Annotated in this window: 10 protein-coding genes and 6 pseudogenes; 15 read left to right on the forward strand and 1 reads right to left on the reverse strand. The window is 56.8% G+C overall.

Annotated elements, in window-relative coordinates; all coding sequences use genetic code 11:
- From CES87_RS33975 to CES87_RS31845, 15 genes and pseudogenes are all read left to right on the forward strand, one after another.
- The coding region (locus CES87_RS33975) for a DUF2345 domain-containing protein (protein WP_256591177.1) at nt 1-210 on the forward strand (210 nt) is incomplete at its 5' end.
- Nucleotides 211-303: 93 nt separating this feature from the next.
- Nucleotides 304-498, forward strand: a complete 195-nt coding sequence (locus CES87_RS33980; protein WP_256591178.1) for a hypothetical protein — start codon at nt 304-306, stop codon at nt 496-498.
- Between the two features lie 16 nt (nt 499-514).
- Nucleotides 515-1252 (forward strand): annotated as a pseudogene (locus tag CES87_RS34775) (DUF4123 domain-containing protein); the annotation flags it as partial.
- A gap of 594 nt (nt 1253-1846) precedes the next feature.
- Nucleotides 1847-2367 (forward strand): annotated as a pseudogene (locus CES87_RS31795) (DUF3304 domain-containing protein).
- Nucleotides 2368-2410: 43 nt separating this feature from the next.
- A pseudogene (locus CES87_RS32550) lies at nt 2411-3437 on the forward strand (DUF2235 domain-containing protein); the annotation flags it as partial.
- A 119-nt stretch (nt 3438-3556) separates the two neighbouring features.
- A pseudogene (locus tag CES87_RS31810) lies at nt 3557-4049 on the forward strand (DUF3304 domain-containing protein).
- Entirely contained in the window at nt 4037-4279 is a 243-nt protein-coding gene (locus CES87_RS31815) for a hypothetical protein (RefSeq protein ID WP_128609384.1), read from the forward strand. The pseudogene CES87_RS31810 and the gene CES87_RS31815 overlap by 13 nt, the downstream one beginning before the upstream one ends.
- Nucleotides 4280-4395: 116 nt before the next feature.
- Nucleotides 4396-4877 (forward strand): annotated as a pseudogene (locus CES87_RS31820) (DUF3304 domain-containing protein).
- A gap of 151 nt (nt 4878-5028) precedes the next feature.
- Nucleotides 5029-5352 carry a phospholipase effector Tle1 domain-containing protein gene (locus CES87_RS33990; protein WP_256591180.1) on the forward strand — a complete coding sequence of 108 codons (324 nt, stop codon included), beginning with the start codon at nt 5029-5031 and terminating at the stop codon, nt 5350-5352.
- Between the two features lie 120 nt (nt 5353-5472).
- On the forward strand, nt 5473-6435 hold the full coding sequence (locus CES87_RS33995; RefSeq protein ID WP_256591181.1) for a DUF2235 domain-containing protein: 963 nt from the start codon (nt 5473-5475) through the stop codon (nt 6433-6435).
- Nucleotides 6420-7217, forward strand: coding sequence for a hypothetical protein (locus CES87_RS34000; protein WP_256591182.1), 798 nt, complete (start codon nt 6420-6422; stop codon nt 7215-7217). Before CES87_RS33995 ends, CES87_RS34000 begins: the two co-directional genes overlap by 16 nt.
- On the forward strand, nt 7217-7480 hold the full coding sequence (locus tag CES87_RS31830; protein ID WP_128609386.1) for a PAAR domain-containing protein: 264 nt from the start codon (nt 7217-7219) through the stop codon (nt 7478-7480). The genes CES87_RS34000 and CES87_RS31830 overlap by 1 nt, the downstream gene beginning before the upstream one ends.
- 58 nt (nt 7481-7538) lie before the next feature.
- The gene (locus tag CES87_RS31835) at nt 7539-8612 is read left to right on the forward strand and encodes a hypothetical protein (protein WP_256591183.1); all 1074 of its coding nucleotides are present in this window, start codon (nt 7539-7541) and stop codon (nt 8610-8612) included.
- Between the two features lie 256 nt (nt 8613-8868).
- Nucleotides 8869-11958: pseudogene (locus tag CES87_RS31840) on the forward strand (ImcF-related family protein).
- A 164-nt stretch (nt 11959-12122) separates the two neighbouring features.
- Nucleotides 12123-12614, forward strand: coding sequence for a GNAT family N-acetyltransferase (locus CES87_RS31845; protein ID WP_128609388.1), 492 nt, complete (start codon nt 12123-12125; stop codon nt 12612-12614).
- Nucleotides 12615-12735: 121 nt separating this feature from the next.
- On the opposite strand, the gene CES87_RS31850 is transcribed toward CES87_RS31845, so the two are convergent.
- Nucleotides 12736-12951, reverse strand: a complete 216-nt coding sequence (locus CES87_RS31850) for a hypothetical protein (protein ID WP_128609390.1) — start codon at nt 12949-12951, stop codon at nt 12736-12738.
- Nucleotides 12952-13015: the final 64 nt, after the last annotated feature.

A 13015-nucleotide genomic window follows, 5' to 3' on the forward strand; every position in this document is an offset into this window, starting at 1 on the left:
GACGGCATCGGCGCGGTCACCCCGGCAGGCCTCCTGCTCGACAGCGGCGAAGGGATGTACCTGCAAAGCCAGGACGACATCAACCTCGCCGCCGACCAGCGCCTGTCGGCACACGCCAAAAAAGGCATTTCGCTACTTGCCCAGCGGGAAGGCATGCGCCTGGTGTCCGGCGAGGGCCAGTGGATATCGAGTCCCATGGCGGCCCGATGAACCTGTTAGCCCAGCAGGACATCTCCGTGCAATCGGTACAGGGACGTCTGGATTTGTTGGCCGAAAAAAGGCATCAGGCTCGGCACCGGAAATGTGGGGATCCATCTCGACCCGGACGAAGGGCTCCTTTTCGAAAGCCACACCAAGATTCGCTACAGGGGGCAGCACATCTGGGAGGGGCCTGGCGGCCAGCGTATCCCGTTGATGGTGTTGCCCAAATCGGTGTGTGAAGAGTGCCTGAAAAAGGCCCGGAACAACGCCATTGGTTTGCTGATGCGCCAAGGTTGATTGAGGAGACATACAGATGGAAACGCCTATCCAATGGCTGGAGCAGATCGAACAGGTGTGCGCCTCAGCCGAATTACAGGAAGTTAATCTTTTGCTTGATCAGGCTGATTGGAGCCATTGTGCGGTTCCCGGGTTGCAGGTATTGAACCCCACGGCGCCATGGTTCTCTTTGTTCACGGATACGCCGGAAGAAAAGCTGCTGGACCAGGCCCCGCTGTTGATGCGCCTGGACCTGACCATCTGGCAACACAGGGCCTGGCTGGAAGAGCTGATCGAACACGGCGCATCCGAGGCCAGGTTGATGGTCCTGGTCACGTCCTGCGGTTTGAAGAACTGAGTCATGCCTTGCAAGACCTGTTTCAAATGCAGTGGGGCGGGCAGGCCGGCTTGCTGCGTTTTTACGATCCGCGAATCTTTCCCTGCTGATGAACTCCATCCTCACCCGCGAACAGCGCGCCGATTCCTGCAAGTCGCCTGCTGCTGGGGCTGGCTTGATCGCGACGGTCAGCCGCAATGGGTGCCGGGCACTCGCCTGCAGAAGCAGACGGGCGTCGAAGTCAGTCCCTTTGTCAGTCTCAGTGATGAGCAATGCGCACGGATTGGTTGCATCGGCGACGCTCAGCGAATGCTCAATGGCGGTGAGTTTGATCATCTGGCAGGTACTCGGGAACAGCGTTTCAACTTGCTGTACTCATTGATCCTGCAAGCCGAACGCGAAAATTACTTTGGCGATTTGAGCCACTACATTCGGCAGAACTGCCTGTTTCCAATGTGCCGGTTTGATAGCTGTTTAATGCTCGTGGCGCGTTATAGGGATAAACGAGTGAAGGATATGAACGTGCTGAAGCGCATGATAGCTGTACCGTTATTGGGTGTTGTTTTTTCAATTGTCGGCTGCGGGACTTTGATTGAGCGAGACGCGTCGTCGCGAAAAAACTATAGTTCGAACTATTACTATCCGGCCATTCATATGATTGGGCCATGCTCACCCTGGAAGGCCGCGGAGGTTACGACTACACACCTGTAGTTTGTTATCTGAGTATCGCGTGCCCCTTCATTATTGTGCTCGGTATGCCCGTGGACTTCGTTGTCGACACGATGCTATTGCACAGCGACCACAAGAGAAAACTGATCGCTGATCGGGAGTTCGAAGGCTACCTTCTGGATAAATATTGTCAGGCTGACAATGGGCTTCCCGATAAGGAGAAGCTTAAGTTCTATGATTCGACGTAAATGCTTGTACAGCCAACGCAGTGCTCTAGGTATAAGAAGAAATAGGTGCTGCGGAAAGAAGCCCGTTCGGGATTTTTCCCATGCAGCCTGAATTGAACTAAGGGAGTGATCGGTGATGGAAATAACAATGAAAAAACCCAGGGTGCGATGGTTGTTGGGTTTGTTTGGATTGGCATTGGTTGGATGTTCCACGGCGGACAATGAAATGGCGGGGGGAATCTTCAGGCGGTTAACCATACCCTGCATGCGATTAATTGGTTTTCCGTCAATGGTTATAGAGCTCACGGTGGTGGCGGAAGTTCGTGCTGCATTGTCATGCCGATCAAATGGCGTCCTGGTTTGAAAGCCAATATTGAATGGGAAGTTGATCCGGAGCCTTATGCAAAAATAAAACGAAAAACAACTGGGTATGGGTTTGATGAAGAAGCGTGGGCTGCACATGAGGCTAATTTCCGGCGCTATAAAACAATTGTGGATATTCCAGAATGGCCGGGAACGGATTCTTGCGGGTTAAGCGTGCATTTTTTAACTTGCAATCAAATAAAGGTCACGACTTCGTGTTGGGGTTACGGATCACCCAATAACCCCATTAAAGAACCACAGGATATGAAGGAGCCAGCCGTATGTCCGAAGTAAAAATAATTCAAATGCCAAGGTCTGGGCACCGCCTGTTTTTCCGGTGGTGGGGCGTTTGCCGGGTAGTGTCGTGACTGTAACTAATAATTACGAAAAACAGACTGCCGAGGAGCATAGTCACCAACGAAACGTCAACGCCAAAGGGCAGTCCCAGCGGCTCGATTGCTGCCATAGCCTGCACATCAGTTTGTTCTTCGATGGCACTAACAATAATGAGTTTAACGACACGAAGAAAAATCACCCAAGCAATATCGCCAAGCTCTTCCATGCATCAATTCAAGGAAACAAGGCTAAGGATAACGGCTACTTTCCTTATTACATGCCCGGTGTCGGCACGCCGTTTCCGGAAATCGGCGAACTCGATTACAGCGAAAAAGGGTTGACGTTCGCCAGGGGGGGGAGGATCGGATCAACTGGGCGTTGGTACAGGTGGCCAGTGCATTGTCTTTTTCACTGAACAACAAGAAAGAAATTGACCGTACAGTCGCCAAGAAAAGGTTGAGGAAATGAGCACCTGCAGGGCACCGCTGATGAGCGTCCTGGGGGAAAGCAAACGGCGGCGAATCATGAAAGGTCTGCTGGGCGATTTGGAGAAATGCAAAGAAAAGTCCAGGCAACCTAAGGTGCTGGGAATCAAACTGTACGTATATGGCTTCTCGCGCGGCGCCGCTGAAGCTCGTACCTTCGTGACCTGGCTGAGCCAGCTGTTCGATACACCAGCCGGTGCCGAGCTTCCCGAAAAACGTCTGATCGGCCTACCGGTCAGCATTGAGTTTCTCGGTGTACTGGACACCGTCGCCTCGGTCGGCATCGCCCATGCAGCACCTTTTTTTGCCGGGCACATGGATTGGGCTGATGACAGTCAGTTGCTGCCTGACGCCGCGAAGTTTCCGAAGTTCGTTAAATGCTGCCGGCACTTTGTAGCGGCCTTTGAGCAGCGCTCGTGCTTTCCGCTGGACTCGATCCGCAACGAGGACGGTCAGTACCCGCTCAATGCCTATGAAGTGGTGTACCCCGGTGTGCATTCCGATGTTGGGGGTGGTTATCCGCAGAATGATCAGGGTATCGCTCCAAATATTGTGTCGCTCTTCAGGCTGCATGGGAAAGAGGCCATACGGGCTTTTTCCCATGCAGCCTGAAATGAAATAAGGGAGTGGTCGATGATGGAGATAATAATGAAAAAAATAGTGTGCGATGTTTGTTCGGTTTGTTTGGATTGGTATTGGTGGGATGTTCCACGGCGGACAATGAAATGGCGGGTGGGAATATACGAGCAGTTAACCATACGTTGAATAATATTAACTGGCTTTCGGTTAATGGCTATAGGGCCGACGGCGGGGGGGCGTTCTTGTTGCATCATCATGCCGCTGAAATGGCGTCCTGGATTGGAGGCGAATATTGAATGGGAAGTCGATACCGATCCTTATGCTTACTCAAAATGGCCCCCGTTAGGAACTGATGGCTATAGAACCGCTCAGGCCAAACACAAAGCTAAATATCAGTACTACAGCACCACAGTGGATATTCCAGAGTGGCCGGGAACGGAGCGCTGTGGTCTGTCTGTGCATTTTCTGACTTGTAATAAAGTGAAGGTGACGAGCTCGTGCTGGTCGTATTACTCGCCAAACTACCCAATTAAAGAACCTCTGGATATGAAGGAGCCTGCCGTATGTCCGAAGTGAAAGGTAATTCAAGCGCCAAAGTCTGGGCGCCGCCAGTTTTTCCGATGGAGGGGCGCTTGCCTGGTGATGTTGTGACGGTGACAGCCAATTACAAAAAGCAAATCGCCGAGGAGGTTTGTCACCAGCGAAGCGTCGACTCCAAAGGACAGTCCCAGGGGTTCGATTGTTGCCACAGTCTGCACATCAGTCTGTTCTTCGATCGAACTAACATACGAGAATGGCAAGAATAATCACCAGAAAGGCGGTATGGGAAAGATCCTCGTGCGGGATTTTTCCCATGCAGCCTGAAATGAACTAAGGGAGTGATCGGTGATGGAAATACAATGAAAAACCCAGGGTACGGTGGTTGTTGGGTTTGTTTGGATTGGTATTGGTGGGATGTTCCACGGCCGACAATGATATGGCGGGGGGAATATACAGGCAGTTAATCATACGTTGAATATATAAACTGGCTCTCGGTTAATGGCTATCGGGCCGACGGTGGAGGGGACGGTCTTGCTGCATTATTCTGCCGACTAAATGGCGTCCCGGTTTGAAAGCCAATATTGAATGGGAAGTTGATACCGATCCTTATGCTTACTCAAAATGGCCGCCGTTAGGAACTGATGGCTATAGAACCGCTCAGGCCAAACACAAAGCTAAATATCAGCACTACAGCACCACAGTGGATATTCCAGAGTGGCCAAGAACGGAATCGTGTGGTTTAAGTGTGCATTTCTTAACTTGCAATCAATAAAGGTCACGACTTCGTGTTGGGGTTACGGATCACCCAATAACCCCATTAAAGAACCACAGGATATGAAGGAGCCAGCCGTATGTCCGAAGTAAATAAGAGTCAAAATGCCAAGGTATGGGCACCGCCGATTTTTCCTGTGGAGGGGCGCTTGCCTAGTGATGTTGTGACCGTGACAGCCAATTACAAAAGCAAATCGCCGAGGAGGTTTGTCACCAGCGAGGCGTCGACTCCAAAGGACAGTCCTTGGGGTTTGAGTGCTGCCATAGCCTACACATCAGTTTGTTCTTCGATGGCACTAACAATAACGAGTTCAATGACACGAAGAAGGATCACCCGAGCAATATCGCCAAGCTTTTCCATGCATCGCTGAGAGGCAAGAAGGCAGAAGAAGAAGGTTACTTTTCTTTTTACATGCCTGGCGTCGGCACACCGTTTCCGGAAATTGGCGAACTGGATTACAGCGAAGAAGGGTTGACTTTCGCTAGGGGGGGAGGATCGGATCAACTGGGCGTTGGTACAGGTGGCCAGTGCATTGTCTTTTTCACTGAACAACAAGAAAGAAATTGACCGTAAAGTCGCCAAGGAAAAGGTTGAGGAAATGAGCACCTTAAGGGCACCGCTGATGGGCGTCCTGGGGGAAAGCAAACGGCGGCGAATCATGAAAGGTCTGCTGGGGGATTTGGAGAAATGCAAAGAAAAGTCCCGGCAACTAAGGTGCTGGGAATCAAACTGTTCGTATACGGCTTCTCACGCGGCGCGGCAGAGGCTCGCACCTTCGTGACCTGGCTGAGCCAGTTGTTCGAGACGCCGACTGGTGCCGAGCTTCCCGAACAACGTCTGATAGGTTTGCCAGTCAGCGTCGAGTTTCTTGGTGTGCTGGACACCGTCGCCTCGGTCGGCATCGCCCATGCGGCGCCATTTTTTGCCGGGCACATGGACTGGGCCGATGACAGTCAGTTGCTGCCTGACGCTGCAAAATTTCCGAACTTTGTCAAACGCTGCCGGCACTTCGTCGCGGCCTTCGAGCAGCGTTCGTGCTTCCCGCTGGACTCGATCCGCAATGAGGATGGTCAGTACCCGCTCAACACCTATGAAGTGGTGTACCCCGGTGTGCATTCCGATGTCGGTGGTGGTTATCCGCAGAATGACCAGGGCAAAGCCCGAGGCGGCACCAATGAGTTGGTGTCACAGATCGTCCTGCATGACATGTATGCCGAAGCCTTCGCTGCCGGCGCACCGTTGCAGGTGCCGGAAACGGTGCTGCCAGAAATATTATCGCCATATAAGGCATGGCGAGTTATCTCAGAGGTAACTAATACTGAGTTCGACATCAGCCTCCAAGTAATCGAACGCTTCAACGCCTGGCGCCACACCCTGCCAGGCATAACCACCGACACCCCCACCAACACAAACCCGTGGGAGTACAAACCACAACCACTCAGCACCACCGTGGAAGAAACCCTCGCCGATCAACTGGGCTGGATCACCGGCTGGCGTATCGGTCGTTATGCCAATGACCCGTTGCAGAACAACGACAGCTACAAACATCAGCCGTTCTTCACCCAAGCCAACGAAATCACTGCCTACGAGACCGAACAACAACGCGAAGCCTACGAAAAGCAGAAAAAATCGTCTTGGCCGATCGGCTGAAAGCGCCCAAAGCGGCAACGAACCACCCCGGCCCGCCCATCTACGAACCGCAGATCGACAAGACCCAGTTCAGCGAGGCGGCTGCGGAATTCAAACGTGACTACAGAGGCTTCGACCGCAAGCAAACCAGTGCGGCCGGTACGATCACCGATGTGATCTTGCGCGACGCCATCTACCTGCTCAATGAAAACGATGAGCTGCAAGACCACGCTGCGATCAGGGCCGCAGGCGATCTGCGCACCAAACAATTGTTCCGCGATGACCGAGGCACGCCCAGCAAGGACCCGCGCATGGCCCTGGTGGTCGCGTTGTTCGATGACCAGATACATGACTCACGCGCCTGGTTCATGCATGACGCGTTGAAATCCCGTGAGCTGTGGGCCGGTTATTTCTTCTATCGCATGATGTATTTCGGCAATGCAAACAGCCGGGACCTGTCACCGGTGGTGGTGGCTGGACGAATACTCGGCGTCGCCATGCTGGCCGGCGCAACGGTTTACGGCATCAAGCGCGGTGGTGCGCTGGGCGGGGTTGGCGGGCTGGCCGCGGGTATCGGTGGCGCCACCATCGGTTATCAAGTGATCGACAAGGCGCGGGGTGTGGCGCTGCCGTTCCTGCCGGAGGCCGCGCAATTGCTGAAACCGACGGCGCATATCGGCCAGGTTGCGGCTGAGCTGAAGCAGCAGATTGCCGAGGAAAACTATGCGCAGATTATCGATCGAACCACCGCCATGCTGCGCGAAGCGGGCAGTTTGTTCGAACTCACCGGGGAGGGCGTCTGATGCTGCCTCTAGTACGCATGGGCGACTCGCTCAGCCCTTTCGGTGGTGAAGTGCTTGAAGGTCACTACGAGGCGTTTGGTATGCCGGTGGCCTGCGTGGGGGATCAGGCCCGCTGTGATTTGCACGGCCTGACACGCATCAAGGAGGGCACCTCAATAGCGACGATGGACGACAAGCCCGTGGCGTTGAATGGACACCCGTGTGAGTGCGGCTGCGAACTGGTCAGCTCCCTTGCCGCTTCGTCAATGATGTCGGCGCCATGAGTCGGGCGCCGCAATACCCGGATGTTATCGAACCGCGCGAACCCCGCTGGCGACGCTGGTGGCTGACTTTGCTGTGGCTGTGGGGTTGCAGTCGGCGGTGTTGTTGTCGTTATGGCCAGAGGATCAGCCACAGTTGGAGCTGTGGCTATGGAGTGCCGTGCTGCCGTTGTGCTGGGCATTGGCATTGGCGCTGCGTGTGCTGGGGTGGCAGATCTGCCTGTTTAACCGTGACGTGTATCGGCGCACGGTTGACGCCGCGGTACAGCGCTGGTGGGGGCGTCGCTGCCTGGGTTTGCCGGTGGAGCAGGTGCTGCTACTGGGCCCCGTGGGCGATGATCAAACCCATTATCACGGCTTGATGGCCGGTGCTCCCGCACCCAAGCCATCGAAGCCCGATGGCGGCGCACAGCCCATGTTGTGTTGCCCGGTGTCGCTGGGTTCGTCCAGTGAGCGTGCTCCGGCATTGGCCCGGCGCCTGGCTCGCATGACCCTTGAATTCCCTGATTTGACCGAGCGCTGGCCGACGTTGCGAGGGATCGCCTGGGTCGGAGATGAGGCCGGTCAAAGCGCCTATTTAGAGGCATTGGCCAAGGGCGGTGTGGTGTTGCCCGAAGCGCGCATGCCTTTGGATGATCTGACCGATCTGGACACGCTCATTGATGCGTTCCACCACGACTGTCGCGATGAGGCGGATTGGGTGCTCTGCGCCGGGGTGGTCTCGGTACCAAGCGCTGACGAGCCAGATCTGCCCGGTGAAGCAGGATTTCTCTGGCTGGTGAGCCACCGGGGCCAGCAGTTATTGCACAGGGGCGAGTACCTGTTGCGCGAGCCCGAAGAATCGCCCGCTGAACTCTGTGTGCAGATACAGCGCTACGCCGGGCTGGACGCGCCGCCGCCGAATTGCCTGGCGCTGGATAAAACCAGTCAGGGCGCATTCGTGGCAGGTGGCTGGCAGTCTGCCGAGCATCAGTTGGCAGGACATTGGGGCGTGTTGGCGCAACTGGCGCCCTTTATCGGCATGTCCCTGGCGTTGTTGCAAGCAAGGGAGGCCGGACAGCCGTGTGGCTGGCTGAGTCAGGACGGAAACAATCGATTGGCTATTGGAATGGCGGTGCCTCATGGCAATGATTAAAGGGAAGTACCAGGGCTCTTCACTGCAGGTCGGACTGGCCTATTTTTTGATCGCCGCGTTGCTGGTGGGGCTTGGTTGCCTGCTGTACCGCCTGAGCGGCGATTATTTCGGCTGGCCGCGACTGGTGCTTGAGCAGCTCGTGCTACGCGGGCTCGGCATCTGGTTTGCTCTGTGCTGGTTGTGTCCTGTGATTCTGCTGGCTTGGGATCGGTTGGCAGCAACGCAGGCGAACCAGTTGGCGGGCGCATGGGTCGAGATGCCGACTTCGCCTTTGAGCAAAGAAGATCCTTCGGCAAACGACTCCTGGGTGCCGGAGTTAAAGAAATACTTGCGCGAAAATCACCCCTTCTGGCGCCACAAATTTCGCGTGCTCCTCATCGTCGGCGAATCCGACCAGATCGACGCTATCGCCCCACCCTTAAAGACCAAAAATGGCTCCTTGGCCACGACACCATTTTGCTCTGGGGCGGCAGCACACAAAGCCAGCTGCATCAAACATGGCGCACCCGCTGGCACGGCCTGACCCGCTTGCGCCCGCTGGACGGCGTGGTCTGGGCACTTAACAAAAACCAAAGCACCGACGCCGCCGCGATGGACGTCGGCGTGCGTCACCTGAAAGAACTGGCGCTCAAACTGCGCTGGCAGTTGCCGCTGCACTTGTGGCAGGTCTGTGACAGTCGATGGCTGCAGGGCAAGCGAGAGACCCAGCCGGTCGGTTGCCTGCTGCCATCAGCCGCGACGGCGCCGGATCTGGAAACCGCTTTGGACAGCCTGATCGATCCCGTGCGCCGCACAGGCTGGTCGCAGATGCGCGACTCCATGAACCATGACTTTTTAGTGCGCTTGTCCCGCGATTTGCAGGTCGAGGGCATTGCCCGTTGGCGTAACGCGCTTGGGCCGTTATGGCAGTTGTTTAACCGAGGTGTGCCACTGCGCGGCTTGTGGTTCAGCTTGCCGTTGCAAGGCGCTAATCCACACGCGAAGAATCTGTGGCATGTCACGCCGGCCTGGGAAGGCGTGCTGGGCGACAAAAAAAATCTCCATCGCCGTCTGGGCTGGAGCATCCCGCGCATCAGCTATGTATTCGCGCTGGGCCTGGCATTGGTATGGGGCACCGGTCTGTTGCTGTCGTTCGTCAGCAATCGTGAGCACATAACCCAAGTACAAACCGCGCTGACCGCAATGCAACAAGCACAATCAGCCGACGAACAACTGCTGGCCTTCAACGAGGTCACACGCGAACTGGGCCGTGCCGATTACCGCGCCGAACACGGCACACCCTGGTATCAGCGCTTCGGCCTGAACCGCAACGATCAACTGCTGGCGACGCTGTGGCCGCATTACATCGAGGCCAACAACCGCCTGATGCGCGACCCGGCCACGGCCACGCTGCAGCAGCAACTCAACGCCCTGATCAAGCTGCCCCCAGACAGCCCCGAACGCCTCAAGCGCGCCCCTGCGGCCTACGCGCAACTCAAGGCCTACCTGATGATGGCCCGCCCGCACAAAGCCGACGCGACCTTCCTCGTCCAAACTTTCCGCGAGGCACAACCGCTGCGCGCCGGTACCTCGCCGGACCTCTGGCAATTGCTGTCGCCAACCCTCTGGCAGTTCTATGCGGAGCAACTGGCAGCGCACCCAGACTGGCGCATCGAGACCGACAAACGACTGGTCGCCCAAGTCCGCCAGGTGCTGCTCGGCCAGTTAGGCCAACGCAACGCCCAAGCCAGCCTCTACCAAAAAGTCCTCGACGACGCCGCCAATCATTACCCGGCGATGAACCTGCAACAGATGGTCGGCGAAGCCGATGTCCATGCGCTGTTTTCCAGCAAAAAAAGTGTCCCCGGCGTGTTCACCCGCCAAGCCTGGGAAGGCCACGTGCGCCAGGCCATCGACGCCATCGCCGAGGCGCGCCGCGAGGAAATCGACTGGGTGCTTAGCGATAACCAGACCCTGATCGCCGCCGAACTGACCCCGGACCAACTCCGAAACCAGCTAACCGAACGTTATTTTCAGGACTACGCCAACGCCTGGCTGGACTTCCTCAACAGCCTGCGCTGGCAACCGGTCGACAGCCTCGGCGAGGTGATCGATCAACTGGCGCTGATGAGCGACGTGCGTCAGTCACCGTTGATCGCGCTGATGAACACCCTGGCCCATCAGGGACAGGCCGGCATGCGCGGACAAGCGCTGGGCGATTCACTGGTCAAATCCGCGCAGAAGCTGATCGGCCAGGACAACGTGCCGATGATCGAGCAGCAAACGCCAAGCCATCCACTGGACGCCACTTTCGGCCCATTGCTGGCGCTGTTGGGCAAAGACGCAGAAGGCAAAGACGAACGCCTGAGCCTGCACGCCTTCCTCAACCGCGTCACCCGAGTTCGCTTGAAACTGCAACAAGTCAGTAACGCCCCCAACCCACAAGCCATGACCCAGGCCTTGGCACAGAGCGTGTTCCAAGGCCAAAACGTCGACCTCACCGACACCCAATCCTACGGCAGCCTGGTTGCCGCCAGCCTCGGCGCGGAGTGGGACGGCGTTGGCCAGACCCTGTTCGTGCAGCCACTGGAACAGGCCTGGCAGCGCGTGCTGCAACCCTCGGCCGCCGGCCTCAACGCGCAGTGGCAACGCGCAATCGTCAACGACTGGCACGGCGCCTTCGCCGGCCGTTACCCGTTCGCCGTCACCGACAGCGACGCCTCCCTGCCGATGCTCGGCCAGATGATCCGCGCCGATTCCGGGCGCATCGAACAGTTCTTGCAGCAGCAACTGGGCGGGGTGCTGCGCAAGGAAGGCAGTCGCTGGGTGGCCGATTCCCGGCATAGCCAGGGCCTGCGTTTCAACCCGCAGTTCCTCACCGCGATCAACCAGCTCAGCCATCTGGCCGACGTGCTCTACACCGACGGCGGCATGGGCATCAGTTTCGAACTGCAGGGCAAAGCCGTGCGCGACGTGGTGGAACGGTCTTCGTGCTCAACGGCCAGAAGCATCACTACTTCAACCAGAAAGAAAGCTGGCAACGCTTCAGCTGGCCCGGTTTCAGCAGCCATCCGGGCACCAGCCTGACCTGGACCAGCGTGCGTGCCGGTGATCGTTTGTTCGGCGATTTCCAGGGCACCTGGGGCCTGATCCGCCTGCTGGAAAAAGCCCGGGTCACGCCGTTGACCGACAGCGGCAGCCACTACCGCGTGCAAGTTAAGGCACCGGACGGTCTGGAGCTGACGTGGAATCTGCGTACCGAACTGGGGGCGGGGCCTTTGGCGTTGCTTAAGCTGCGCAATTTTAATTGCCGACGCAGATCTTTGTCAGCAAAGGCAGTGCGGCAGTGGCGCAAAGCGGCGAATAGGTGGTTTTCGCGATGCGGCAACAGGCAAGGACTGAGATTTTTTGATCTGCGACACGATGGAGCAGTTGATTCAGTTGCAGCGCCGCCTCTACTCGCGCTAGCTTCGCGTGGCACTCCAGCGAGAAGTCCTCGCCGGGGCCAATTATGTGCGATCGAGGATGGAAATGGATTTCGGGGAAATACTTGTACTGCAAGCCAGCTACACCAACCCGGTGCATGCCGAGGCGATTGGCCTGGTGCTGAACAGTTACGCTGAAGACCCGATGGGTGGCGGTCACTCTCTACCCGCCACTGTACTGCAACACTTGCCAGGCGAGCTGGCAAAGCGACCCCACGCATTCAGCGTGCTGGCCTTTGTCGGCGGCGAGCCGGCCGGCCTGATCAATTGTTTTGAAGGGTTTTCGACCTTCGCGTGTCGGCCATTGGTCAACGTGCACGATGTGGCGGTGGTGCCAAAGTTTCGTGGCTTGGGCTTGAGCCAGCGGATGCTGCAAAAAGTCGAGGATCTCGCCCGTCAGCGCGGCTGCTGCAAAATCACCCTGGAAGTACTGGAAGGCAATGCGGTGGCGCAGGCGTCCTATGGCAAGTTCGGCTTTGCCCCGGGCGAGTTCGACCGGGCGCACGGACGCATGATGTTCTGGATCAAAGGGCTTTAATCCAGACAACCTGTAGGAGCAAAGCTTGCTCGCGATGGCGTCAGTTCACTTAACACCCACGTTGGTTGTGCTGGCCCCATCGCGAGCAAGCTTTGCTCCTACAGAGTGAGAGGTGTAACAATCATTTCGGTCTGTAGGACTCGGTCATTTGCGCGGTTTGATCGTCCGGGACCCGCAGTTCATTGGTCTGGCTTTGCGTGGTGTTGCCCAGCGCCAGTTGCTGGTTATAGCGCAAGGTTTCGTAGTAGTACCTCATTCGTTCAGCCCCACCTTCGGCAAAGGCGCCAGCGGAGCCGAACGTCATGAGGACGGCGAGGATCAGCGTAGTACGTTTCATGGTGTGCCTCCCACTTACAGATGTCGGATGCCTTTCGTCCATGAGTCGATGAATCAAAGTCGAA

Source organism: Pseudomonas sp. ERMR1:02 (genome assembly GCF_002277815.1).
Lineage (GTDB): Bacteria > Pseudomonadota > Gammaproteobacteria > Pseudomonadales > Pseudomonadaceae > Aquipseudomonas.